This is a genomic window from Prosthecobacter sp. GW821-HT29F12 (genome assembly GCF_058803405.1).
On sequence record NZ_CM179517.1, the window covers coordinates 5,545,872 to 5,570,386 of the forward strand.

The following is a 24,515-nucleotide window of genomic DNA, read 5'->3' on the forward strand; positions in this document are numbered from 1 at the left end:
GACTGCGGTCTGCGCTGTAATGGCTGAATGTCATTCCTCCGCTGCCTCGTCACCGCATGCACCCTCGCCGCCAGCCTTCATGCAGCAGAAGATAAAATGCGCCTCGTGCGTGAGACGGAGCCACTGACCCCGGAGCAAGAGCGCGCAGGGCTCCATGTGCCGCGGGGTTTTACCGTGCAGCTTTTTGCCAGCGAGCCGATGATCAACAAGCCCATCAACATGGCTTTCGATGCGCGGGGCCGACTGTGGGTCTCATCGACCGTCGAGTATCCCTACGCCGCCGACAAAAGCCGCTGGTCCGATGAGAAGGGCACGCGCGTCAAAGACAGCCGCGATGCGATTAAAATCCTCGCAGACACCGATGGCGACGGCAAAGCCGACAAGGTCACTGACTTCGCCGACGGCCTCAACATTCCCACCGGTGTTCTGCCCTGGCACAAGCCGGAGCACAAAGCCGGCTGCATCGCCTGGAGCATCCCGAACATCTGGTACTTCGCCGACACCGATGGCGACGACAAAGCCGATCATCGCGAGATTCTCTTCGGCCCGCTTGGCTATGAAAAAGACACGCACGGCATGTGCAGCAGCTTCCGTCTCGGCCTGGATGGCTGGGTGTATGCCACGCATGGCTTCAATAACACGAGTCACTTCAAAGCCAAAGATGGCAGCACGCTCGATCTCCACAGCGGCAACGTCTTCCGCTTTCGTCCCGACGGTTCACGCATCGAAAAATGGACCAGCGGCCAGGTGAATCCCTTCGGCCTCTGCTGGGATCGCTTTGGCAATCTCTACAGCGCCGACTGCCACAGCTCACCCATCTATCAGCTCATCCGAGGCGCGTGTTATCCCAGCTTCGGCAAGCCCGATGACGGCCTCGGCTTCGCCCCCGTCATGTGTGAGCACAGCCACGGCTCCACCGGCATCTGCGGCATCGTTTACCTCGACGGCGGCGTCTGGGGCCCCGAGTGGGACGATCACACGCTGGTGGGCAACTGCGTCACCTCCCGCGTGAACCACGACACCGTCACCTTCACCGGCTCCACCCCCAAGGCCAACGAACAACCCGACTTCATCACCAGCGACGATCCCTGGTTCCGCCCCGTCGATCTCCAGCTCGGCCCCGACAACGCCCTCTACATCGCTGACTTCTACAACAAGATCATCGGCCACTACGAAGTGCCACTGGATCATCCGGGCCGGGACAAGCAACGCGGAAGAATCTGGCGGGTGGTGAAAACGGACAAAGATGCCAAACGGGTGAATCTCACAAGCGCTGGCCAGCCCGAGTTATTCAAGCAGCTCGATTCTCCGAATCTAACGGTCAGACACAACACGGTCCCAGTGCTTGTAGAACGCCTGATTGAGTTGCCTGAAAAACAAGCCGCTCAAGCTTTGCAGGAAAACTGCACGTCCGCAGTCCAAAAGGCGTACGCAATCTGGGTCACACATCAGATGTGGCTGCGCAATGGCCGTTCCTTATCGTTCATGGAAAATAACACAGATGACTTTGTCGATGTGCATTTGCTGCTGCGCGAGGCTGAAGGTCCGAGTCCGGAATGGCGTCTTGCTGTGCTCTATACTCTATCCTGCTTGGCCCCAGATAACCGAAAGTTTGTTCCAAGAACTCAGCTTGCTGCTACCTGGGCGCTTACCAATTGCCGTCCTGACGCCCGTTCCAACGCGGCAGGTGCATTGGTAACCATGCTGCAACATGTGCCAGCCGACGATCAGACCCTCAGGCTGGCTTTAAAAATTGCTGCCCACAGGCTGCTGTCTGACGCGGCAGTGTTCGCAAAAGCCAGTCCACATATGCAGGGCGCTCCTCCAAATGACCCCGAGGAAAAAGCCGAAATGCAGGCCTACCAGCACGACTTCAGAGAAATCGCTCTCGCACTCAAAACACCTGCGGCTGGCGAATGGTTTCTGGAACAGCTCGTGCATTTAAACGAACCGCCTCCAGACATGCACAGGTGTCTCGCTCAGATCTCCAGATATGCCGAACCAAACAGTGTGCAAAAGACGATTGAAATCGTCAGGCGGCTCACCAAAGGCAATTCCAAGCAGCAAACGGACGCGGTTTTAGAAATCCACAACGGCCTCAGCGAGCGCGGAGCGCCTGCAAATCCTGAGCTGCTGCAATGGGCCCAAGAACTTGCCACACAGCTCCTTGATTCAGCGGACATGCAGCCTGCGCCTGCCTGGACTGCGCTGGGCGATGCCAAGTGGTCCTTGCAGACACGGAAGTGTGCGGATGGCTCGGAGGCGCAGGTCTTGCAGAGCATGATCAAAGGCGGTGGCGATGAAGAGAAGCGCACAGGGGTGTTGAAATCCAAATCGTTTGCCGCACCGGAGAAGCTTGTGATTTGGATCGACGGACATCGCGGACCACCGACGGCGGAGGCGCATGACAAAAACTTCGTGCGTGTGGTGGATGCGCAGAGCGGTGATACGCTCGCGAGTGTGTTTCCACCGCGACACAATGATTGCCGGCGGGAGGAATTGGATCTTTCCAAACATGTCGGCAAAGCCGTGCGGCTTGAGATCGTCGATGGGGATGATGGGAAGGCCTATGCATGGCTGGGTGTCACCCGTATTGAACCCACGGTTGTGAGAGTGAATGATTTCCAAAACGAAGACAGCACACGCAGTGCGCTCAAAACACTCGCCATGCTTCTACAGCACACGGCACCGGCGGCGCTGCGTGAGAAACTCGTCGCTTATCTGCCGCCCAGACCTGCACCACCACCGCTGCCCGTTTCACCAGAGCAGCGCAAGCAGCTCGATACGCTCATCACCGCCCGCGCTGCCGCCTACGCAAAAGCAAAACCGGATGTCGCGGCAGGTAAGACGGTGTTCACCACCAACTGCGCGGTGTGTCATCAGATCCGTGGTGCGGGTGGATTGATCGGTCCGCAGCTCGATGGCATCGGTGCCCGCGGAGCGGAGCGGTTGAGCGAAGACATCCTCGATCCGAACCGCAACGTGGACGCGCATTTCCATCTGCACACACTGACATTGAAGGATGGCTCTGCTCTGAGCGGCTTTCTCAAAGGCGAAGCAGGTCAGGTCTTGATCCTCGCCGATGCTGCGGGGCAGGAGCATCGCGTGTCCAAGAATGATCTCGCGAAGGATGTGACGACGCCCATGTCGCTCATGCCGCCCGTGTTTGGGCAGACGTTGGATGAAACGGCGTTCATCAACCTGCTGGGGTATTTGATGAATGAGAAGACAGGGAAGTAGGTTACAATTTGCCGCCACATCCAGCACGATTAAGTCATCCTCACATGCCCATCGAATTCGACGTTCATATCAGTGAAAAACTTCTTCGACGTGTCGCGAGACGTCGGCTGCTTCGCCACTGGCCGCGCCTGTTGTTTGCCGTGGTGTTGGTTATTGTGGCAGTAGCGTTGGATTATCGCCCGGGCCCATGGAGCGCATCTTCGATTTTCGGAATGACGACCATTGGTTTTCTGCTGGTGGTGTATCCCGCCATTGAGATCCGGCAGCGGCGCAGCATTGCTGTCTGGAAGCGTATGCAGGGGGATGCTCCCGTACATTACCGGTTGAATGACGAAACACTTCAGGCGCAGTCCAATCTTGGTAGCACCGAGTTGAAGTGGACGGTGTTTCGTGAACTCATTGAACATCACGACTGCTTCCTGCTTGCACTGGTTCAGGGAAATAACCTCACATTGCCACGTGAAGGTGTTCCTGCAGAGGCGCTGGATTTTATCCGCCACAAATTTCAGGAACTGAAGCTTCCCATCAAGCGCGCATGATTCTTCGCCTGGCTTCCCTGATAATTTTTTTCGGCGTCGTCATGGCGGCTGATGTTCTCAAACCACACCCCAAGGCTGTTCCAAACATTCATCCGCCGGGCGAGGTGGACCGGCCGGACATGGTGAAGTTTGTTGTGTCGGATTCGGCAATGCTGCCGGGAATTGTGGTGGATGAGATGGATGCGGAGCTGGTGGGGGAGTGGCAGTATTCAACCCACACGCCGCCCTATGTCGGGCTGGGTTATTTGCATGACATGAAGGCTGGCAAGGGAAGCAAGGCGGTGACCTTCACGCCCAAGCTTCCAAAGGCGGGCTGGTATGAGGTGAGATTGGCGCATTGCTACAATGTGCGGCGTTCGACAAAGACGCCGGTGACCATTCATCATGCGGATGGGGAGGCGAAGGTGATTATAAATCAGCAGCAGGAGCCGGAGCATGGGCGGCTGTTTCGCACGCTGGGCACGTTTCGGTTTGAAGAAGGGCGTGCGGGATGGGTGCGGGTGTCCAATGAGGGCACGGAGGCGAACAAGGTGGTGATTGCCGATGCGGTGCAGTTTCTGCCGGTGGCAAAGTAGCCTTGTTGCTGTGCAACAAGGGCTCCCCTGTTCCGCAGGAACAGGGCTACTTTACAAAAAAGCCGGGGGTCTTGCGACACCCGGCTTCGTGATTTGAGAAATCCTATTCGTCCTCGGCTTCGGCAGCAGCGGCCTTTTTGCGCTTCTTCTTGCCACCGGCGTTGCGGAGAGCCTTGGGGATAGGGTCTTCCTTCTTCTGCAGGGCACGGCGGAGCTTGCGCAGCGCGATGTTTTGCAGCTGACGGATACGCTCGCGCGTGACGCCGAACTCCTGACCGACTTCTTCCAGCGTGCGGGGCTTCTGGCCGGCGAGGCCGAAGCGGGCGTCGATGATCTTGCGCTCGCGTTCGTCGAGAACGGTCAGCAGGCCATCGAGCTGGCTGTGCATGTTCTTGTGCGAGAGCAGGTCGAACGGGGTCTGGGCGTTTTCATCGCCGACGATTTCGCCGAACTCGGTGCTGTCGTCGTCGCTGATCGGGGCGTCGAGCGAGGCAGGGCGCATGGAAGCGACCTTGAGCTGGCTGAGCTTGGCGCGATCAATGCCGATTTCTTCGGAAAGTTCGTCGTCCGTGGGTTCACGGCCGAGTTCTTCGGACATCGCCATGGCCACACGGCGCATCTTGCTGATCTTGTCCACCATGTGGACAGGAAGGCGGATGGTCTTGGACTGGTTGGCGAGGGCGCGCTTGATGGACTGTTTGATCCACCAGGCGGCGTAGGTTGAAAGTTTGCCACCCTTGTTCGGGTCGAAACGTTCCACGGCCTTCATCAGGCCGATGTTTCCTTCAGAAATGAGGTCGAGAAGTGGCAGACCGTAGTTGGCGTAATCCTGGGCGATCTTCACCACGAGGCGCAGGTTCGCACGAATCATGTGCGAACGGGCTTCGGGGTCGCCGCGTTTGATGCGTTCAGCAAGCTCGACCTCCTGGTCGGGAGTCAGCAAGTCTGTCTTGCCGATCTCACGCAGGTAAATCTTAATGCCTCCGTCGAGTTCCATATGAGCGTTCTAGTTGGGTAATACGATACAAGGACCAACGTCCTTGCCCCGAGCTGAGACGCAGGGGGTAGTCAGTATAAAAGCAATTTCACACTTCGCTCGTGTTTTTTGAGCAAGTTTGCGGCCAGCATAGGATATTGGACCGAAGGAAAGTGGCACAAGCGAAGAGTAGACAACCTACGTTCAACTAAACTTTCGGGTGATCGTCAACATCATTTCTAAAAAAAGTTAAGATTTGTTAATAAAAACACCTGCAAATCGGCACTTTTTCAGCTTTTAGAGGGCTTGGTTGGTACTTTGGGATTTTTATCAAGGCTGGCAGTTTGTCCTTCCTCGGTGATGCCGCCCGCTTGACACCGCCCGCTCCTTCCCCGACTTACTGCTCCCTCAAAATTGCCATGCCCCGCCAAATTTCCTACCGCGAAGCCATCCGTGAAGCCCTTGACGAAGAAATTGCTCGCGATCCCATGGTCGTGGTGATGGGCGAAGAAGTCGCCCAGTACAACGGTGCTTACAAAGTGACGGAAGGCCTGTGGGACAAGTGGGGCGACAAGCGTCTGGTAGACACACCCATCAGCGAAGCCGGTTTCATCGGCATGGGCATCGGTGCCAGCATGCTGGGCGTGCGTCCGGTGATGGAGCTCATGTTCTGGAGCTTCTATACAGTCGCCTGGGATCAGATCGTCAACAACGGCGCGATGGTGCGCTACATGAGCGGCGGCAAGATCAACGTCCCCATCGTCATTCGCGGTCCTGCCAACGGTGGCACCAGCGTGGGCGCCACCCACTCCCACACCCCGGAAAACATCATGGCCAGCTTCCCCGGCATGAAGTGCGTCTGCCCCAGCAACGCCTACGATGCCAAGGGCCTCATGAAAGCCGCCATCCGCGACAATGACCCCGTCATGTTCATGGAGAGCACCAAGCTCTACGGCGAAAAATGGGATGTGCCCTCCAACGATGAACTGCCCAACGGCGAGCTCTTCATCCCCCTCGGCATGGCCGATGTGAAGCGCGAAGGCACTGACATCTCCCTCATTGCCCATGGCAAGGCGGTCATCACCTGCCTGGAAGCCGCGAAGATTCTTGAAGAAGAGCACGGCATCAGCGCCGAAGTGGTCGATCTGCGCACTATCCGTCCGCTGGATGAAGACACCATTCTTGCCTCCGTCGCGAAAACTCACCGCGCCGTCTATGTCGAAGAAAACAAGCCTTACTGCGGCATCGGCGCCCAGATCGCCTACATGATTCAGGAACGGATCTTTGACGAACTCGACGCCCCCGTGCAGCGCGTGTGCAGCCTCGACTCCCCCGCGATCTACAGCCCGCCGCTCGAAGCCATCCAGCTGCCGACGGCTGAAGTCGTCGTCGCCAAAGCGCTGAGTATTTTCTGATCCGACTCCTTTTTCGTCCTTCTCCCAAAACTTTTCATTCGTCTTCGCCATGCCCAAATTCATCGAAATGCCCAAGCTCAGTGACACCATGACCGAGGGGACCCTCGCCAAATGGACCGTCAAGGAAGGGGACAAAGTCACCGTCGGGAAAGCCATCGCCGATATCGAGACCGACAAGGCCACCATGGAATACGCCAGCCCGTTTGAAGGCGTGCTGCACAAGTTCATCGCCACCCCCGGCGGCAAAGTTCCCCTGGGCGCTCCGCTGGCCGTGATTCTGGAAGACGGTGAGGCCGTTCCGGCTGATCTGGATGACCTCATCGCCAAAGCCAAGGCCTCTGCGGCTCCCGCCCCTGTGGCCGAGAAAAAACCAGCTGCTTCTGCCGCCAAGGTGGCCGCTTCCGGTCCGCGTCTGCCTCTGGCCCCACAGCACAAGAGCCGCGCCGTCGCAGGCGGTGCTGCCCTGCGCGTCAAAGCCTCCCCTCTCGCCAAGAAAGTCGCTGCGGAACGTGGCGTGGATCTCAACTCACTTGTCGGCACCGGCCCTGGCGGACGCATCGTGCGTGAAGACGTCGAAAACGCCCCTGTGGGCGGTGGTTCTGCGGGTCGCGTGGCTGCCACACCGGCCATCCGCCCGGTCATTGGTCCTGAAGACGAACGCGTGCCCACCAGCAGCATGCGCAACATCATCGCCGAGCGCCTGCTGGCCTCGAAGACGCAGATCCCTCACTTCTACCTGCAGATGGAAGTGGATTCCGGCCCGCTCATGGCCTTCCGCGCCCACCTGAACGCCTCTGCTGAGAAGACCGGTGGCAACAAGTACACCGTCAACGATTTCATCCTCAAGTCCGTCATCCGCGCCGCCCAGGCCCAGCCTGCGATCAATGCTGCGTGGGATGGAGATGCCATCGTGAAGTTCAAGTCTGTGGGACTCAGCGTCGCTATCGCCATTGATGACGGCCTCGTCACCCCGGTCATCAAGGAGGCGGAAAAGAAAACGCTGCTCCAGATCAGCCAGAGCGTCAAAGATCTGGCCGGCAAGGCCAAGAACAAGAAGCTCAGCCCTGATGACTTCGCGGGCGGCACCATCACCGTCTCGAATCTGGGTGCTTATGGCATCGACCAGTTTGCCGCCATCATCAATCCGCCACAGGCTGCCATCGTGGCCATCGGCAGCATCCGCTCCGCACCTGTCGTCAATGACAAGGGCCAGATCGTTGTTGGTCAGCGCATGTGGGTCGGGCTTAGCGGAGACCATCGCGTGGTGGATGGCGCTGTTGCCGCGACCTTCCTGGCAGAAATGCGCAAGCTGCTGGAAAACCCGGCGCTGATGCTGGTGTAAGACAGTGATCCGTTGAAAACAGGTCTGAACAGGCGCGGATACCTTCAGAGTGGCCCGCAAGGTGCAGATGATCTCGCAGCTACTCCCGCGCTCCTTCAGAGCGCGGCTTTGAGCGAGAATGCCGCCCATCCAACACCCAGGGCTTGCGCCCTGGGCTGACTCCTGCGGGCCTTTGGCCCACGGCGCAGGGGCTTGGCGAGCCTTGTTGATAGCAAATCGCAAAACACATTTCCGTTTAGCAGGCTGACTCTGGAAAGAAAGTCATGGGCTCCGACGGCGGCTGGCTGGAGACAGCCAGTCCTCTCCGCGCTGGGCTGGCGCGAAGGTAAGGAGGCTTGGGCACAAGCCTTCCTACCGCGTTTTGCGATGTGGCAGGCGGCGCTGCAGCCATTCCATATCCTCCGGTTGCAGGAAGCTCAGGTAGAGCGTCATCATCGAGAGAAAGAAGAGCATCAGGTTATATGACATGAGGCTGATGCCCGCGTGCAGGAGGATTCCTGCGCCGAAGCCAAACCAGCGCCAGCGAGGAACCATGAGCAGGAAGGGAATCGCGAGCTCCACGAGCAGCACCAGATAGGTGACTATTTTCAGCAGGAAGCCATAGTTCAGGACCCAGAGGCCGGGCCACCGCGCATTGTGGGAGAGCAGGAAGAAGCTCATGAAGTCTCCGCTCATCCAGTATTCATTGTCCAGCCTTGCCAGCACGGCCTGCAGATAAATGGCCGTCAGCTGCACCTTCATCAGCGTCAGGCCATAGCACGGCACCTGCATCTCAGGCGCCGCTCGTTTGCGGGCTTTGCGTGAGCGCAACGACCAGCAGGCAGGCATGGGGGAGACCAGCACCAGAAAAGAAGTGCAGCGCAAGACCTCATCCCAGCCCACCAGGATCAGCGGCGCGCGCATGGCGTAGGACACATACCAGACATACACAATGGCAGCCGCCACCCGCGGCCACACGCCCAGCAGCAGCATCACCATGCCGCAGCCGCTGAAAAACATGTAGTTGCTGACGGCACCTACATCATGGCACAGGTCAAACACAGACAGATATGCACCGACGGTGTACTTCCGTACGACTTCCTGATCCACCATCCCCACATCCGTGAAGAAGATCTCACGATCCGGCCAGATCTGCATGAGATTCAGCAGCGAGACGAACGCGAACGCGATTCGTATGCAGGCATACAAACGGGAATCCGCCGGATTCAGAAACAAGCCGGTGAAACGGGATGGAAGACTGTGGGTGCCCGTCGTCATGGAGTGGCCTGCACTTGGGTTTTATTGGCAACGAGGGTTTCCAGCTCAAAGGGTCCCAGCACGGAAGGGCGCTCGACAGCGATCTCCTTGAGTGAGCGCACCCCCAGCAGGCTGCGGGTGTAGGCAGGGATCACCTCCAGGCTCACCTGGGTCCGGGGACCGTAGCGACCCGTGTGGAGCAGCGCCTCCGCCGCACTCTTCATGTAGGACTCACGAAACACACCTCGGGTGGGGTTGAAGATGACATTGACCATCCAGTTGTTGAGCCGCACCTGATCGTGCTGGGAGAACCGCCGCAGTCCCGGCAGCACCATGCCGACTTCTTTGGGTTTTTGTCCCCGCTCCTGGACGATCAGCCGCGCTTCGGTGCGGTGCATGTTTGGAATGGTTTCAAACATGTTCCAGAGCTGGTGGCAGCGTGTGACGCGCTCATACAGGTTGAACACCGAAGACACCTGAATCCGGTCCCGCCAGCGCGTGGGCAGCATGCCGAACAGAAGAAAGACCAGATGTGCCGAGGCAAAAACCACGATCATTATTTTTCGGCTGGACTGGGAGGGAGCACGCATGGGCTGTGACGCCAAGAAAGAACCGTGATGCACCATTCATCAAACGAATAGAGCAGCATTCGGCACCTGCGGGACGGTGATGCTGCATGAGTTGAGCGGTTCTGGTCAGCTTTTGCGGGGAATGTCGGGATTCACGGGCGGAAAGCAGCGGGGTGTTGCAGCACTTCGTATCATTTGCATGGCGGCTGACAGACGTACTATCATGCCGCATGGAACTGCCCGATGTCATCGAACAATGCCTGAGCCTTCCCGGTGCGGAAGAAACACAGCCCTTCGGTCCCGAGGCCCTCGTGTACAAAGTCGGAGGCAAGATGTTTGCCGTCACCGAGCCGGACGAGTTTCCCGCGCGGATCAATCTCAAGTGCGATCCCGAGCGCGCCATTGAGCTGCGTGACGAACACAAAGGCATCAAACCCGGCTGGCACATGAACAAGAAGCACTGGAACACCGTGATGCTTGATGGGAGTGTTCCGCCTGCGCTGGTGCGGGAGTTGGTCACCCATTCGTATCAGCTTGTGGTGGATGCGCTGCCGAAGAAGGTGCGGGAGGGGTTGAAGAAAAAGAGCTAAAGGAGAAGTCCCGTGGCGAATCAGGAAGTTTATTTCTGTTTAGCTGGCTGTCTCTTACTTGAAGGTCGTGGGCTTCGACGGCGGCTGGCTGAGGACAGCCAGCCCTACCTCATGCCGGGCGTGCGAGTGTTCATGGCGTGAAGGTAGGGCGGTTGGTTCTCCACACGCCGTCGAGCGTCTCTATGCGCTCTTTTCGGAAGTCGCTCGCCCCGCAGCATCGATTCACAGCAGTCCGAGTTCCTTCAGGCCTGCTTCGTCCAATGCCGAAAAAGATTCGCCATTCCAACGAACGGGGGCCGAGGTGCGTTTGCCGACACGGGGACGCGTCAGCGGCGATGGTGATTTGAATGGGACGATACGCGCCACGGCCACGGTTCCCTGACGCAGCATTACCTCCTCTCCCAGAGCCACTTGCTGTAGCACTTGGGAGAAGTGAGTTTCAGCGTAGTCGAGGGTGACTTCCATTGATGGATTGTCCTTGTCTGAGTTCGAGCGTCAAGATGACAAATGATGGAAGGCTGTTCCATTGAAAGAGCGGAGCCGGTGGTGAAGCGAGGCTTGGCGAGCGAGAACCACTGGACCATCCACAGTATATTCGGCCCAAAGCCGCATGCCGGAGGTATGCGAGAAGCGATCTGGAACCCAGCGTGAAAGAGGAGTCGGCAAATGGTTCTCGCATCCCTTCAGGATGCACCCTTGAGTGAGTTTCAAGTGGATTCGTTATTCCAAGGGCTGCGCTCGCTTCGCGAGCTTGCGCCCTGGCTACCTTCCTAGATCCCTCCGGGATCAATCTGCATTTTCATTGCGCGCAGTCCGCAATTTAGTTTCGACTAGTTTAACTCTTTCAATGTTAGCACGTCGCACAGCGTTAGTTCCGTCATCTGGCACAGCTAGAGCTGCCGACATATAACGCTCGGAATATTTGAGTGAGTCCAAAAGTGTTTCGATATCGGAACGGCTAAGTTCAATTTTCATGTAAATGCAAATGTATACGACCCAGGCTGATGGAGCGAAACATAGCCCTTCGATCTATTCGTTTCAATGTCTCACCCCACCACCAGCTCCACCGGACAGTGGTCACTGCCCATCACATCCGCACGAATGGTGCATGATTTCAGCGCGGGTTTCAGCTTCTCCGAGGCGAGCCAGTAGTCCAGACGCCACCCGATGTTCTTCGTCCGGGCATCCGGCGTGCGTTGGGTCCACCAGGTGTAGCGGCCGGGGTTGGGATCGAACTGGCGGAAGACGTCGAGGAAGCCAGCATCCAGATGTTTGGTAAAACTGGCGCGTTCGTCATCGCTGAAGCCGGGGTTCATGCGGTTGGATTTCGGATTGGCGAGATCGATTTCCTGATGCGCGCAGTTGAGGTCTCCGCAGGCGATGACGGGTTTTGTTTTCTCCAGTTTTTTCAAGTGCGCGCGGTAGGCGTCGTCCCAGGAGAGGCGGTAGCTCAGGCGTGCGAGTTCAGCCTGCGAGTTCGGCGTGTACACATTCACGAGGAAGAAGTCCGGGAACTCGACGGTGATGAGGCGGCCTTCGCGGTCGTGCTCGTCGATGCCGAAGCCCAGCGTGTTCGTCTTGAAGGGCACGCGGCTGAGGATGAGAGTGCCGGAATAGCCTTTCTTCACCGCACTGTTCCAGACGGCGTGGTAGCCGCTGAACCAGCCGAGATCCACCTGCTCCTGCTGTGCTTTGGTTTCTTGCAGGCAGATGACATCGGCATCGCCGTTGAGCATGTATTCGCGGAGGCCTTTGCCGAGGGAGGCACGGATGCCGTTGACGTTCCAGGAGGTGAGTTTCATGGGGGAAAATGACGAATGACGAATGTTGGAATGCCGAATTAGAACGGAAATGGGGATCGTGAAAGCGGGGAATCGGTGATGTTGCGGATCGAGGTGTTAGCGCTTTGACTGCGGCATGAGTTTTGACCTGCTGGCCCCGCATTACCGCTGGATGGAGGCGCTGTGTGCCGCGGGTCAGGTGCAGCGCTGCCGCACGGCGTTGCTGGGCGCGATTCCAGCGCCGCGGCAGGTGCTGATCTATGGCGAGGGCAACGGGCGATTTCTCGTGGAGTTATGCCGTCGCTTTCCAGCGGCACGCGTGACCGTGGTGGAGGCCAGCGCGGTGATGATCGAGCTCGCACGTGCGCGGCTGCGGCGTGCAGGACTGGCAGGTGCGAAGGTGGAGTTCATCCATGCGGATGCTTTAACATGGCAGCCACCAGCTGCAGTATTTGATCTCATCGTGACGTGTTTTTTTCTCGACTGCTTTCGCGAGGATCAGCTGCAACATCTGGTTCCCGCCATTGCCAATGCCGTCACAGCAGATGCGCATTGGCTGCATGCGGATTTTCAAATTGCGCCCGCAGGCCTGCGGCGTGTGTGCAGCCGTGTGATCGTGGGGTTTCTGTATGCGTTTTTTCGCTGCGTGACACGACTGCCGGCCCATGAACTGGTCAATGTGGAACCCTATTTGAGAGCTGCTGGATTCACGCGGTGGCAGCGGCGTGAGTTCGTTTTAGGCCTGTTGTTTTGCGATTGCTGGAAGCGTAAAGAGATTGCGTCTCATACTCTTCTCATGAGCGTCGCATAACTTGCTTATTGGATGCCAATCCACGCGGATCAAAGCGAACCTATCTATGCTTTATATGCGGCATGGTCCTTAAACCACACTCCCAAAACCGGTGGTTGCTTGCGCTGAGCCTCAGCGTTGTCGCAACCGTGTCTTTTTCAACCGCCACTGCGGGCACGCCCGTTGCTGCGAAAAACCCCGCACCCGCTCCGTTTGACTGGAAGGAGAACACCATCTCCCCGGTCACGAACCCGATGTACTTCGAAGATCCGGTGATCCGCTCCGAAATCCGCCCGATCTTCATCTATCACAACTTCGACAACCAGTTTGTCACGGGTCGCGGCAGCGCACGAGTGGGAGCCATCCAGTTCCGCTATGCCATCACGGACCGCCTCGCCTTCATCGCGACGCAGGACGGTTATCTGAACATCAATGGCACCGGAGTGAAGGGCAGCGGCTGGATGGATCTGGCCGCCGGCTTCAAGTACGCGCTGATCAATGACGTGCAGAATCAGTTCATCCTCACCCCGGGCTTCACGTTCCAGCTCCCGACCGGTGACAAAGATGTGTTCAATGGTCGTGGTTCAGGTCAGTTCAATCCCTTCATCTCCTTTGCGAAGGGCTACGGCGATCTGCACATCACAGGCAATGTCGGTGCACTCATTCCGATGCTGCGCGCTGAACAGAACACCATGGCTCATTACAGCCTGATGGTGGACTACTACGTCAGCAAATGGTTCATTCCCTTTGCCACCGCGAACTTCTGGACCACGCTTAACAATGCCTCCAACATCCCCGGCCTGCGCAGCAACGGCTACGATGTGATCAACTTCGGCGCGGGCAATGCCAGCGGTGCCACCCAGGGCATGCTGGGCCTTGGTTTCCGCTCACGCATTCAGAAGAATGTCGATATCGGTTTTGCCTATGAAATGGCGGTGGTGAAGCCCTACGGTCTGGCCAACACCCGCTTCACCATGGACATGAGCATCCGCTTCTAAGTTCGAGTTTTTTGTCAGGTTGAGTCAGAAGTTAAGTTGGTTACGCACGGGGGCGAAAGTCTCCGTGCGTTTCTATTGCGGGCCGGTTGTTTTGAGGTTGGCGAGGCAGGGCAAAATGATCTAAGTTGATGGGAAGGGTCGCCGTTATGATCCCCCTGACAACCATGACACGCCACTCTCTTTCCCCTGCCGCCGGCGCACTTGCGCTGCTTCTCGCTCTCAATTCCTGTGGCAAGCAAGAGCAGCCCGCCGCCACGCCGCCGTCTGCGCCAGCACCCGTGGCAGCCACGCCTGCCGCACCGGCCCCTGTCCCCGCTCCAGCCCCCGCGCCCGTCAAACCCGCAGATCCTTTGTTTGCCGCCGCACCCGTGGATCTGAACGGCTTTGGCAGTGACGAGCCCGTTTTGCGCGTGAATGAACCGACACGCGGTGTGATCGTCATCGAGCCCAAGGACATCAAGCACACCTCCCAGCAGCACTGGGATCAGTATGACTGCACCAGCTTCAATGCCAAGCGCTGGGGCCGCTACGAGGTGCGCGTGACCTACACGCTCAGAAATGCCACGCTGGGCACCCAGTTCCGCTTTGCCCAGCAGCCGCTGAAAAAGACGCTCACGGCCACCAGCCAGCCCAAGCAAGCCGTCTATGGAACGGTGTATGTGGAGAAGTCCACAGTGTATCCCTTTTCCCTCTATGCCGCCGCCACCGGAACGGAACCGGGATTTGAAATTCATGAGGTGGCCTTTGTGCCTGCGCCTGAGGGCCCCGCGCCCGTGCAGGCTGCGGATGGCAGCATCGTGCTGGAAGCCAGCAGCGCCACGACGTGGTCTGAAAACATGCGCTACGAACCCAAATCCGAGAAGAACTGCCTCGGCTTCTGGACGAGCGAGGATGACTTCGCCGAGTGGGATTTCGAAGTCACCAAACCGGGCCGCTACAAGGTGACCGTGGTGCACGGCTGCGGCACCGGCAATGAGGGCAGCGAAGTGGCCGTGAAGCTGGGTGAGCAGGAGCTGAAATTCAGTGTTAAGGACACCGGTGGCTTCCAAAAGTGGTCTGAAGAGCAGGTCGGTGAAGTGGAGATCAAGAAACCGGGCAAGATGCGCCTCGTGATCGATCCTGTGTCGAAAGCCAAGAGCGCGGTGCTCGACGTCAACAAGGTCGTGCTCAAGCCGGTGAGCTGAGTTCTGCATGCATGGACTGCGCACGCACCTCCACCCGTGATCCCGAAACCTGGCTCGATCTCGCGCCGGAGTTTTCGCAAGCGATGGCGCGGCAGGTGCGCGGCTGGATTCAGCGCTGGGAGCCGGACCTGACGGAGTCCATCAAATGGAATGTGCTGTGTTTCAGCGGCAGGAAAAACATCTGCGGACTCAGCGCCTGCAAGAAGCACCTCGGCATCACTTTCTTTCGTGGCACGGAACTGCGTGAGATCACGAATTTGTTTGAAGGCGGCGAGGCCAACACCAGCATCCAGACAATTCGCGTCACGAAACTGGAGAAGCTGAATGCGAAGGCCTTTCAGCGCCTGCTGCACGCTGCCGTGGCGCTGGATGCCGATGAATCCGCCAAGCCACCAACACCCAAGCAGCGCGCCGAATGGCCCATGCCTCCCGCACTTGCCAAGGGGCTGAAGCAAAACCCAAAAGCAGCGGCGGGATTCAAGGCCATGAGCATTTCCTGCCAGCGCGAATACAAGGTGTGGATCAGCACCGCAAAGCAGGAGGCGACCCTCCAACGCCGTCTGGGCGAAACGCTCCGCGCCCTCGCTGCGGGCAAAAAGTGGGCGCAACGCAAGGAAGCGTGAGTTTACGGCAGGTACTCCAAGCGATCCGGCACGCTGTTGTTGTTGCTGTCAAATGGCAGCGGATCATCGAGATCCTTGCGTGCGTCCTCATCGTGATCGTTGTCGGGCTGCAGCCATGCGTCGTCGTCATTGAGCCATTCGCCCTGTTGGCGCAGCGCGTGCCAGAGCTGCACTGCGGCATCGGCGCGTGTGAGCGGGCGCTGCGCAACGTCTTTGCTGAAGAGTCCTGGATTTACGGGCAGCTTCAAAGCGGTGGCCCAGCGATAGAGCGTGGCCCAGTCGGCCTTGTTGTCGGGGTTGAAGGTTTTGTCCGTGGTCACGAGGCCCCAGGCGCAGAGGGATTCGATGGCCGCGCGATCCGCATCGTCCTGGCCCACATCGCTGAAGCGTGGCGTTGCAGCGACTTTCCACTCCGGTGCATTTGCTCTGGCGCGGATGACTCGGGCCAGCACGCGGGCGAGCTCGCGGCGTGACATGGGGTGCTCCGCATTGAAGAAGACGCTGCCCGCTTCCGCGGGCCAGATGCCGCGCGCCGCCAGCATGTTGGCGGCTTCAAAATGTGAGGCGTCAGTGGGGAGATCCTGCCAGGGCCATAGCAGTATGCCGGGGCCGCCGGTGCCGCGCACGAGGCGCAGCTGAATCTCGCGCCAGTTTCTTTGCACAGCCGCTGCCGTACGGGGCTGGATGCCATCGCGCAGGCAGAGCCAGGCCAGTGTGGCGCTGGCCTGACCGACGTGCATCATCTGGCCGTGCAAGCGCAGCGCGCTCTGCACCACACTGCTCACGCCGATGTTCTTGGAGCAGCCGAGCAGGCCGTTCATCTGCACCGGCACGAGGCCGCGCAGAGGGAACATCGCGCGGTCAGTGTCGGTGTGCCAGCCGCGTGACGGCGTCTGCACGTAGAGCCATGGGCCATTTCGATCCTCGCTGAGGAAGCGGCGGCGCGTGGGATGGAAGTCGATGTTGAACTGGAAACCGAAGAGGCCATCCGGCACCATCACCTTGGCCCACTTTGGCTCGCGTGTTTCAGCGCGGATGTCCTGCTCGCGCAGCATGTAGAGTGCTTCGAGGCGCAGGCCTTCGCGCACGTAGGGCTTCGGCGGCAGCAAGTCAGACGTGCCGAACTCGGTGGTGAGTTTCATGTTGCGGAACGTCTGGGGGAAATCGCCCACACGATCATGCACCGCTGTTTGCAGGTGGTAGAGCATGCCCAGCGTGTGCTGCTTCGAGTCGTCGAAAATGATCTGTCGCTGCGCGGGTGAGAGATCGACGATGTTTTTCTTGGATGCGCCTGGCTCAGTTTTTTCCAGTGCATCGACTACGCGCTGTGGAAGCTGGCACAGCGGATAATCTTGCACGGGCCAGTTCAGAAATGTTGCCTCCGTGCCCGGGGCGAGGTTGTTGTGCCAGCGGTCTACGAGGCGGCGGTGCGTATATATGCTCCAGCCCGACTGGCTGTAGGGGCCTGTGCTCATGTCGCTGTCCACCCATGGTGGTGTTTTGTCGAGCTGTGCAAAGGAGCGTGGATCGTAGGGCGCGGGTTTGGAAATGGTGCTGCTCTTGCCTGCTTCGCGCAGGACGACACACCAGGAGAGGGGATTCATCTCCTGCTGGCCGGCGTCATCGAAGGCGGCGGGTGCACTGGCTTCGCCGAAGCGGGATTTCAAATCCGGGCCTGCGCTGTATTTCGCGCCGCTGAGGCGGATGACATCGCCCCAGTCGGAGGAGTCGAGGGTGAGCTTTGCGCGAATGGTCAGGGGTGAGGCAGACGAACTACGAACGAAGGTGACCGCGGTGACTTGGTTGTTTTCGACAGTGACCTTGTTCGGCTGCCAGCCGCGCTCGATGCGCAGTACTCCGGCATCGACGTAGGGTTTGAGGAGCTCTTCGAAGATCTTGGCGGCTGCGGCGGGTTCGATGGTTTCCGTGCCGCAGTAGGAATTGCCGGGAGATGGGATGCCGTAGGTCTGCGAGTTGTGGGCGCGAATGCGGTTGATGACTTCGCTGTAGATGCCGCTGCGGGGGAAATTGACGCGACGGCCGTTCACACCGGTCCATTCATCCGGACACCCCACGCCTTCTGCGCTGAACTGTCCGCCGAGCCAGTCGATGTCATTGACGAGGACGATCTTTTTTACGCCGAGACGTGCGGCCTGCACAGCTGCTGCACAGGCCGATTCATTGCCGCCGACGATGAGGAGGTCGGTATCGATGACTTCTGCGGAAGCAGGCATGATGAAACCTGCGAACAAGAGCAAGATGATTCGCTTCATAGAAGTAGAGATGGTGCGTCGCGTGCGACTGCTTCGCGAAACTCACACACCCGCCACACGCACGGTCGCGTAGCTCTTCTTGCCTTTGCGGAGGATGCAGAGGCGGCCGCCGAGGAAGTTTTCGGAGGTGAGGGTGGGGGTGGCACCGGCGGCGACTTGGGCGTTGTTGATGTAGAAGCCGCCGCCTTTCATGAGGCGGCCGGCGTCGCCTTTGGAAGTGGCGAGGCCGAGGGTGACGAGGAGGTCGGCGATCTGGGGGATGTTGGCGAGATCGACTTCGGTGCTCGGCGCGGAGGCGGTGGCTTCGATGAGGGTGCCGACATCGGCGGTGGCGAGATCGGCACCGCCAAAGAGGGCCTGGGAGGCGAGGATGACTTTTTGCAGTTCTTCTTCGCCGTGCACCATGCGGGTGACTTCGGCGGCGAGGCGTTTGTGGCCGCTGCGCTGTCCGGGATTGGCGTTGTGCTCGGCCTCGATGGCTTCGATCTCTTCGTGAGAGAGCAGCGTGAACTGGCGCAGGAAGCGTGGCACGTCCGGGTCTTCGGAGTTCACCCAGAACTGGTAGAAGGCATACGGGCTGGTCTTGGCGGGGTCCATCCAGATGGCACCGGCTTCCGATTTGCCGAACTTCTTGCCTGAGCTCGTGGTGATGAGCGGGAAGGTGACCACGTAGGTCTGCTGGCCGCGCATTTTGCGCACGAGGTCGATGCCTGCGGTCATGTTGCCCCACTGGTCGCTGCCGCCGATCTGCACCGTGCAGCCGTGGCGCTCGTTGAGCACCACGAAGTCGTAGGACTGCAGGATCATGTAGGTGAACTCGGTGAACGAGATGCCGCTTTCGAGTCGGGCGCTGACAGATTCCTTCGCCAGCATCCAGGCGATGGTGAAATTTTTACCAATGTCGCGCAGCAGTTCCACGGCGCTCAACTTGCAGATCCACGAGGCGTTGTCCTCGATGATGGTCTGTTCCGGGACAAGGATGCTGCGGATCTGCACCTCGATGCGCTTCACAAATTCAGCGACGGTCTCGGGCGTGTTGAGCGTGCGCTCGTTGGCCTTGCCGCTGGGGTCGCCGATCAAGCCAGTGCCGCCACCGACGATGGCGATGGCCTTGTGCCCGTGCTCCTGCACGCGGCGCAGGGCCATGAGGGGCAGCAGGTTGCCGATGTGCAGGCTGTCAGCGGTGGGGTCAAAACCGCAGTAGAAGGTCTGCTGCGTCTTGAGGGCTTCCTTGAGGGCTTCGAGGTCGCTGCACTGCTTGAGCAGGCCGCGCCATTCGAGATCGGCGATCAGGTCGGTCGTGGGCATGAGAAGGGGGAAAGGAAATGACGAATGACGAATGACGAATGACGAATTCAGAATGATGAAAAGGCGGCGTTCCGCTCAAACTTCATCATGCATGATCAGGTGACGGTATGAGGCCTTTTAGGGCGTCGAGCCCGGTTCGGAGCGCAGGAGCTGGGAACCGTTGAATCTTTCGTTGGGCTTGAAGAGCCAGCCGGGGCTTTCATTGCGGACTTCCCAGCGGCGAAGTTCAAATTCAGGCAGCACCAGGTTGCTATTGGGGTCAAAGACCTTGCGGCCGGTGAAGCGGCCCCAGAGGGTGTACTCGGCGTTGTGGTCGTCACCGTAGGCGTAGCCGCCGTCGGTCGGCTGCTCCGGCAGACGGTAGGGGATCTTCTGGTAGCGCTCGTTCATGATGACGAGCTTTGAGTTCTCCCAGGTCTGCCCCGGACTGCGCACATAACCCCAGAGATGGGTGTGATTGATGTAGAACCGGCGGCCAATGAAGTAATCCCCGCGCGGCTCCATGGCGATCTGGCGGTGACGTGCCTCCACCATGGCAGACTGCTGGGGAGTGAGACCGGTGGTTTCACAGCCGGTGATGAACAGGCTGGCAAGGCAGAACAGAAAGGAGAAGAGAACGCGGCGTGGCATGGCTGCGCACACTGTGAAGCGTGCCGGAGCCGTCGCAATGGGAAAGGCGCAACTTGATGAAAGTCAGCCAGCCTCCCCTTCGTCAAGGGGCCATGCGTTTTCTGCCCCTTCTCGCTCTCTTTGCTTCAGCCGCTTTCGCCGCCGACACACCGAACATCGTCATCATCCTGGCGGACGACTATGGCTATGGCAGCGCCGGGTGCTACGGCGCGGATGGCAAGCTGGTGAAGACGCCGAACATTGACCGTCTGGCCAAAGAGGGGCGGCGTTTCACGGATGCAAACACGACCTCCTCCGTCTGCTCGCCCACGCGATATTCCGTGATGACGGGGCGCTACTGCTGGCGCACCTCCCTCACGCATGAGGTGCTGGGCACGTTTTCCCCGCTGCACATCGAAACGACGCGGCTGAACATGGCCTCGCTGCTCAAAAAGCACGGCTATCAAACGGCTGCGATTGGCAAATGGCACTTGGGCTATGGGACGGAGGACGGCTCCCTGAAATGGCGCACAGACTACACTGCTGAGCTTTCCCCCGGCCCGCTGGACATTGGCTTCGACTACCACTTCGGGGTGCCGAGCAATCACGGCGACCTCACCGGCGTGTTTGTGGAGAACCGCTTTGTCTATGGCCTGCGCAGCGGGAAAATCCCCGCTGGCATGAAACTGCACGGCCCGGATTCCGACGATCCGAATTTCAAAGCCACCTACGGCCCCGAAGACACGGAAGGCGGCAAGGCGACGATTCTCGATCTCGATGCACCACGACGTGTGAATGAGCGCGTCATGCCGCTACTCACCACCAAGGCGGCCGAGTGGATCACGCAGCAGAAGAAGGGCACGCCGTTCTTTTTGTACTACACGCCCGTCGCGGTGCACAATCCTGTCACTCCCGAAAAAGACATCGCCGGACAGAGCAAGGCCGGACCCTATGGAGATTGGATTCTCGAGCTCGACCGCAGCGTCGGCGGTGTTTTGAAAGCGCTGGATGACAAGGGCATCGCGCAGGACACGCTTGTCATATTCACCAGTGACAATGGCGGTGTGTTCACGCCCACGCGTGACACCGCGCAGACGCAGGCCTTCAAAGCTGGGCTCAAAGTGAATGCCGGTCTGCGCGGTGGCAAACACGACGTTTGGGAGGGCGGCTTCAAAGTGCCCTTCATCACCCGGTGGCCTGCGAAGATCCCTGCGGGTACCGAATGCAGCGACATGATCAGCGTGGCGGACATCCTGGCCACCACGGCGGCCATCGTCGGAGAAAAACTGCCTGGTGCCGCCACGGCGGCGGAAGACAGCTTCAACGCGCTGCCCGCCTTCCTCGGCACCCAGGACGCCGCGCCCACACGAGATCACATGTTCATTCACAGCTCGGATGGCGTCTTCGCGATTCGCAAGGGGCCGTGGAAATGGATCGAAGGCATTCCTGTCAGCGACATCAAAATCGGAGCACGCAAGGCCCATGCGTCTCAGTTCAAACCTCAGCTCTACAACGTGAAGGAAGATCCTGCCGAGACCACGGATGTCAGCGCGCAGCACCCTGAGGTGGTGAAGGAACTGAGCGCTTTGGTGAATCGCTATCGCGATGGAGGCTACAGTCGCGAACTGCCGCCCATCGTGGAGAAAAAGCCGCAGGCAGCTCTTCCAGCGCTGGAAGGAAGCCCAGTGCTGACGCAGGATTTCAAAGCACTGCCGGTCAAGCCGTGGATCATGACGCGTGGTACCTGGCAGGTGCATGATGACGCCATCTGGAACCCCGCGCCAAAAACCGAGGAACAGGGGGCCACATTGACCGGTCCGCTGCCGATCACAGACGGCACGCTGCAGTATGACATGAAGCTCCATACCGCAGGGCGTCATTCGCTGCGCATTCACACCGCTGGCAAACACTCATTCCGCATCGTTGTCAGCAGCACGGTGCTGGAGATCACCAAAAATCCGGATCAAGGGCAGGACAAGAGTCAGACCGAACCCATCGCACGGCAGAAGATCAAACTGAATACCGAAGACTGGCAGACGCTGCGCATCACCTTCAAAGGCGATCAGGTGACCGCTGAAATCGCAGGAGTCACGGCGACAGGCAAACACTCGGTGATCGCCGAGGCCAAAGAACAGCTTAACCTGATCGTGTTCGATGGAGAGGCTGGCTTCAGGAAGCTGCAGGTGGTGAAGTAATACCACGAGCATTTAAAAACGAGTCGGAAGATCAGCGAGAAGACAGGCAAAGGCGGTCGTAGGATGAGTGTGGCGACAGCCCGCCCGTCCATCAGCGTGTGGCAACGCACCCTGGCGTACGAACGTCCTGGTGGTCGGGCGGTTTGGCGGAGAACGCTGTGGAGCACGATACGCGCCCGACGCCAAACACACCCAACCTACGGGCCCTGGGCGCCGCGCTGTTCACCTGTTCGATGACAGCCTCTGCGTCGACGGTCCACATCTCCTGCCTTTCCACATTCCTTGGACGGCGCACCTTTTTGAGCGCCCGCGATACCGCAGACCCGAAGCTTCGGACCCGGCGCAGCGGTTCCCTACCAGCCCTGCGGCACGCGCTGCTCTGGGTGGCAGGGATGCGCTGTGCGTGTTCTTGAAATCCTTCGTCCCATCGTGGGCTGCTGTCTCATCGCATGCCCCCTTTTCAAAAGCCCTCAGAGACAGACCTGTTTTCAGCGGATCGTGATATAAAGGATCCACGCGCCAGCGCGACCGTCAGCGGCAGCCAGAAGAGCAGTCCTTCGAAACGTGGCGCTGTAGCCAGCGAGGCCAGGGATTCGCCGTCAAACAGCAAACCGCCGCAGCCAAAGGCCAGCAGTGCGATCCACGTGGCATCGCCTTGAACAGCCAGCCGACGCGCACGCTTGATTCCTTGGCCGAGCACCAGCAGCAGCAGTGTCGCACCGATGATCCCACCATGCACGAAGGTGGCCAGAAAGGCGCTGTGGAGGTGAGACATCATGTAGATGTCAGCTTTGGCCTGCAGCTCGCATTGCCAGATCCCGCACACTCCCCACTGACCAGTGCCAAGCCAGAGGTTGTCCATGGCATGCCATCCAGCACGATAGATGTCGAGGCGGCTGTTGTCGCCACGTTCGACCGCTTTTTGAAAATGATGGGTGATGCCGGGAGCGGAGGTGGTGACAGCCGCCGGTTCCGAACGCCATTGCGCCATGTGTGCAAACAGAGGGGCGCTGGTGAAATAGATTGCTCCCGTTAGCAGAAACACACAGACCGCCGTCCTGCCACGCCGCCAGCCGCGTGCTGACAGCAGCACGGCATGGCCGCATGCCATAGCCAGCATGGCGCCACGGCTGCCGGAAAGAAACGCTGCGAAATGCAGCAGTGCGATGGCGGCCCAGGCGATCCGGCGCGGCAAAGGCGCGGCTTCATGCTCCATCAATGCCGCGAGCCACAGCGCGGCGAAGCCGAAGATCAATCCCGTGCAGACCTGATTGAGCCCCCCGTGCACGAGCAGATTCATGAGCCGCTCTCCAGTCTGATGATTTGGCAGTACGAAATACGAAAGCACGATGCTGATCAGCGCGGCGAGAGCACTCGTCATGCCCGTCACCCAGCCCACGGCGTGCAAGGATTCGCGGCTTTGCGCCAGCTGCCAGACGAGCGCGCAGAACATCACCAGCAGGCTGACGCCGACGATGCCACGCATGATTTCATCCAGAGTGCGATCTTGCACGAAGGGGATCTGGATGCAGGAGCGCAGCGTCATCCACAGCAGGAATGCGATGACTGAAAGCGCGCCTGCATCCGCCTGCCAGCGCCTGAGGTGAGGCGTCCAGTCTGTGAATGCCAGTGCAGGCAATCCTGCGATTAACAACCACCCGAGATGCACCCAAATATTGGGAAGGCAGGAATGGCCCGCCACAAAGCCGGTCACGGCGATTTGTCCCGCCCACATTCCGGCCATGGAGCGTCGCAACTCATGCGTTGCGCACTCGTTGTTGAAGGCAGGTGTCAGGCTTTTCACGCGAACCAGAGTAAGGCCGCCAGCATAATGAGCAACAGCGCACAAATAAGCGCGGCCATCGCTGACCCCTGCCAGGAAAGCGGCTGCACCACGGCCTCCTCAGGATTGCGCGGATGGTAATACACCGGCACCTCCGAGCCCTGCGTGAGCCTGGTGATGAACTGTGTGGTCCGGCCGGCTGTGTTGCCCACGGCCTGATGAGTGAAACGGCTGCCTTCAAAAGTTTGCCCGCCCACCGTGTAGGAGTAGCGCAGCACCGGGTCATACAGCAGGCAGCCGTCCGGAGTTTTCTGTTTTCCGCGCCGCATTTCCGCCATCACCACGCGGCCTTCGGTGCGCCGCCAGCAACGCATCGACCATGCGGTGCTGAAACGACGGAGGAAATAGATGAAGGCAAACAGCGCGAAAACGGCACCGAGAAGTACGATGTGGGTCATGAGATGAAGTGGCTTGCGGCACTTCAAAATG

General features: G+C 59.2%; 22 protein-coding genes. 11 read left to right on the top strand and 11 right to left on the bottom strand.

Annotation, left to right across the window (positions count from 1 at the left end):
• The first annotated feature begins 27 nt into the window (after positions 1-27).
• The 3 genes from AC3RLQ_RS23015 to AC3RLQ_RS23025 are packed head-to-tail and all read left to right on the top strand — an operon-like array spanning position 28 to position 4,354.
• Complete coding sequence (locus AC3RLQ_RS23015) at positions 28-3,240, top strand: PVC-type heme-binding CxxCH protein (protein WP_493031007.1); 3,213 nt, start codon at positions 28-30, stop codon at positions 3,238-3,240.
• Positions 3,241-3,284: 44 nt separating this feature from the next.
• Positions 3,285-3,779 (top strand): YcxB family protein, encoded by a 495-nt coding sequence (locus AC3RLQ_RS23020; protein ID WP_493031008.1) that lies wholly within the window; start codon positions 3,285-3,287, stop codon positions 3,777-3,779.
• On the top strand, positions 3,776-4,354 hold the full coding sequence (locus tag AC3RLQ_RS23025; RefSeq protein WP_493031009.1) for a golvesin C-terminal-like domain-containing protein: 579 nt from the start codon (positions 3,776-3,778) through the stop codon (positions 4,352-4,354). Before AC3RLQ_RS23020 ends, AC3RLQ_RS23025 begins: the two co-directional genes overlap by 4 nt.
• A gap of 103 nt (positions 4,355-4,457) precedes the next feature.
• Here the strand turns inward: AC3RLQ_RS23025 and AC3RLQ_RS23030 are convergent, their stop codons facing one another.
• The gene (locus tag AC3RLQ_RS23030) at positions 4,458-5,351 is read right to left on the bottom strand and encodes a sigma-70 family RNA polymerase sigma factor (protein WP_395722489.1); all 894 of its coding nucleotides are present in this window, start codon (positions 5,349-5,351) and stop codon (positions 4,458-4,460) included.
• A gap of 398 nt (positions 5,352-5,749) precedes the next feature.
• Between AC3RLQ_RS23030 and AC3RLQ_RS23035 the strand changes: the two genes are divergently transcribed.
• Positions 5,750-6,745 (top strand): alpha-ketoacid dehydrogenase subunit beta, encoded by a 996-nt coding sequence (locus AC3RLQ_RS23035; protein ID WP_493031010.1) that lies wholly within the window; start codon positions 5,750-5,752, stop codon positions 6,743-6,745.
• A 49-nt stretch (positions 6,746-6,794) separates the two neighbouring features.
• The gene (locus AC3RLQ_RS23040; protein WP_493031011.1) at positions 6,795-8,087 is read left to right on the top strand and encodes a dihydrolipoamide acetyltransferase family protein; all 1,293 of its coding nucleotides are present in this window, start codon (positions 6,795-6,797) and stop codon (positions 8,085-8,087) included.
• A gap of 351 nt (positions 8,088-8,438) precedes the next feature.
• Here AC3RLQ_RS23040 and AC3RLQ_RS23045 read toward each other — a convergent pair whose 3' ends face one another.
• Both AC3RLQ_RS23045 and AC3RLQ_RS23050 read right to left on the bottom strand, forming a co-directional pair.
• Positions 8,439-9,344 (bottom strand): HTTM domain-containing protein, encoded by a 906-nt coding sequence (locus AC3RLQ_RS23045; protein WP_493031012.1) that lies wholly within the window; start codon positions 9,342-9,344, stop codon positions 8,439-8,441.
• Entirely contained in the window at positions 9,341-9,913 is a 573-nt protein-coding gene (locus AC3RLQ_RS23050) for a hypothetical protein (protein ID WP_493031013.1), read from the bottom strand. Before AC3RLQ_RS23050 ends, AC3RLQ_RS23045 begins: the two co-directional genes overlap by 4 nt.
• 209 nt (positions 9,914-10,122) lie before the next feature.
• On the opposite strand from AC3RLQ_RS23050, the gene AC3RLQ_RS23055 reads away from it, so the two are divergent.
• A complete protein-coding gene (locus AC3RLQ_RS23055; RefSeq protein ID WP_493031014.1) occupies positions 10,123-10,482 on the top strand; it encodes an MmcQ/YjbR family DNA-binding protein in 360 nt (119 codons plus the stop codon).
• 222 nt (positions 10,483-10,704) lie between these two features.
• On the opposite strand, the gene AC3RLQ_RS23060 is transcribed toward AC3RLQ_RS23055, so the two are convergent.
• The 3 genes from AC3RLQ_RS23060 to AC3RLQ_RS23070 form a co-directional block, all read right to left on the bottom strand.
• Positions 10,705-10,947: a type II toxin-antitoxin system Phd/YefM family antitoxin gene (locus tag AC3RLQ_RS23060; RefSeq protein WP_493031015.1), complete on the bottom strand. Its 243-nt coding sequence runs from the start codon at positions 10,945-10,947 to the stop codon at positions 10,705-10,707.
• A gap of 321 nt (positions 10,948-11,268) precedes the next feature.
• On the bottom strand, positions 11,269-11,457 hold the full coding sequence (locus AC3RLQ_RS23065; RefSeq protein ID WP_493031016.1) for a hypothetical protein: 189 nt from the start codon (positions 11,455-11,457) through the stop codon (positions 11,269-11,271).
• 71 nt (positions 11,458-11,528) lie between these two features.
• Positions 11,529-12,284 carry an exodeoxyribonuclease III gene (locus AC3RLQ_RS23070; protein ID WP_493031017.1) on the bottom strand — a complete coding sequence of 252 codons (756 nt, stop codon included), beginning with the start codon at positions 12,282-12,284 and terminating at the stop codon, positions 11,529-11,531.
• 115 nt (positions 12,285-12,399) lie between these two features.
• Between AC3RLQ_RS23070 and AC3RLQ_RS23075 the strand changes: the two genes are divergently transcribed.
• The 4 genes from AC3RLQ_RS23075 (at position 12,400) to AC3RLQ_RS23090 (ending at position 15,858) form a co-directional block, all read left to right on the top strand.
• The gene (locus AC3RLQ_RS23075) at positions 12,400-13,074 is read left to right on the top strand and encodes a class I SAM-dependent methyltransferase (RefSeq protein WP_493031018.1); all 675 of its coding nucleotides are present in this window, start codon (positions 12,400-12,402) and stop codon (positions 13,072-13,074) included.
• Between the two features lie 128 nt (positions 13,075-13,202).
• A complete protein-coding gene (locus AC3RLQ_RS23080) occupies positions 13,203-14,051 on the top strand; it encodes a hypothetical protein (RefSeq protein ID WP_493031019.1) in 849 nt (282 codons plus the stop codon).
• Between the two features lie 164 nt (positions 14,052-14,215).
• Positions 14,216-15,235: a DUF5077 domain-containing protein gene (locus AC3RLQ_RS23085; protein WP_493031020.1), complete on the top strand. Its 1,020-nt coding sequence runs from the start codon at positions 14,216-14,218 to the stop codon at positions 15,233-15,235.
• Between the two features lie 11 nt (positions 15,236-15,246).
• Complete coding sequence (locus tag AC3RLQ_RS23090) at positions 15,247-15,858, top strand: DUF1801 domain-containing protein (protein WP_493031021.1); 612 nt, start codon at positions 15,247-15,249, stop codon at positions 15,856-15,858.
• 2 nt (positions 15,859-15,860) lie between these two features.
• Here the strand turns inward: AC3RLQ_RS23090 and AC3RLQ_RS23095 are convergent, their stop codons facing one another.
• The 3 genes from AC3RLQ_RS23095 to AC3RLQ_RS23105 form a co-directional block, all read right to left on the bottom strand.
• Complete coding sequence (locus AC3RLQ_RS23095; RefSeq protein WP_493031022.1) at positions 15,861-18,092, bottom strand: FAD-dependent oxidoreductase; 2,232 nt, start codon at positions 18,090-18,092, stop codon at positions 15,861-15,863.
• Between the two features lie 81 nt (positions 18,093-18,173).
• Positions 18,174-19,439: a tyrosine--tRNA ligase gene (tyrS, locus tag AC3RLQ_RS23100; protein ID WP_493031023.1), complete on the bottom strand. Its 1,266-nt coding sequence runs from the start codon at positions 19,437-19,439 to the stop codon at positions 18,174-18,176.
• A gap of 117 nt (positions 19,440-19,556) precedes the next feature.
• Positions 19,557-20,069 (bottom strand): hypothetical protein, encoded by a 513-nt coding sequence (locus AC3RLQ_RS23105; protein ID WP_493031024.1) that lies wholly within the window; start codon positions 20,067-20,069, stop codon positions 19,557-19,559.
• 92 nt (positions 20,070-20,161) lie between these two features.
• On the opposite strand from AC3RLQ_RS23105, the gene AC3RLQ_RS23110 reads away from it, so the two are divergent.
• The gene (locus tag AC3RLQ_RS23110) at positions 20,162-22,243 is read left to right on the top strand and encodes a sulfatase family protein (RefSeq protein WP_493031025.1); all 2,082 of its coding nucleotides are present in this window, start codon (positions 20,162-20,164) and stop codon (positions 22,241-22,243) included.
• A 460-nt stretch (positions 22,244-22,703) separates the two neighbouring features.
• Here AC3RLQ_RS23110 and AC3RLQ_RS23115 read toward each other — a convergent pair whose 3' ends face one another.
• Positions 22,704-24,047: an O-antigen ligase family protein gene (locus AC3RLQ_RS23115; protein WP_493031026.1), complete on the bottom strand. Its 1,344-nt coding sequence runs from the start codon at positions 24,045-24,047 to the stop codon at positions 22,704-22,706.
• Positions 24,044-24,484, bottom strand: coding sequence for a DUF3592 domain-containing protein (locus AC3RLQ_RS23120; protein ID WP_493031027.1), 441 nt, complete (start codon positions 24,482-24,484; stop codon positions 24,044-24,046). Before AC3RLQ_RS23120 ends, AC3RLQ_RS23115 begins: the two co-directional genes overlap by 4 nt.
• Positions 24,485-24,515 lie beyond the last annotated feature (31 nt).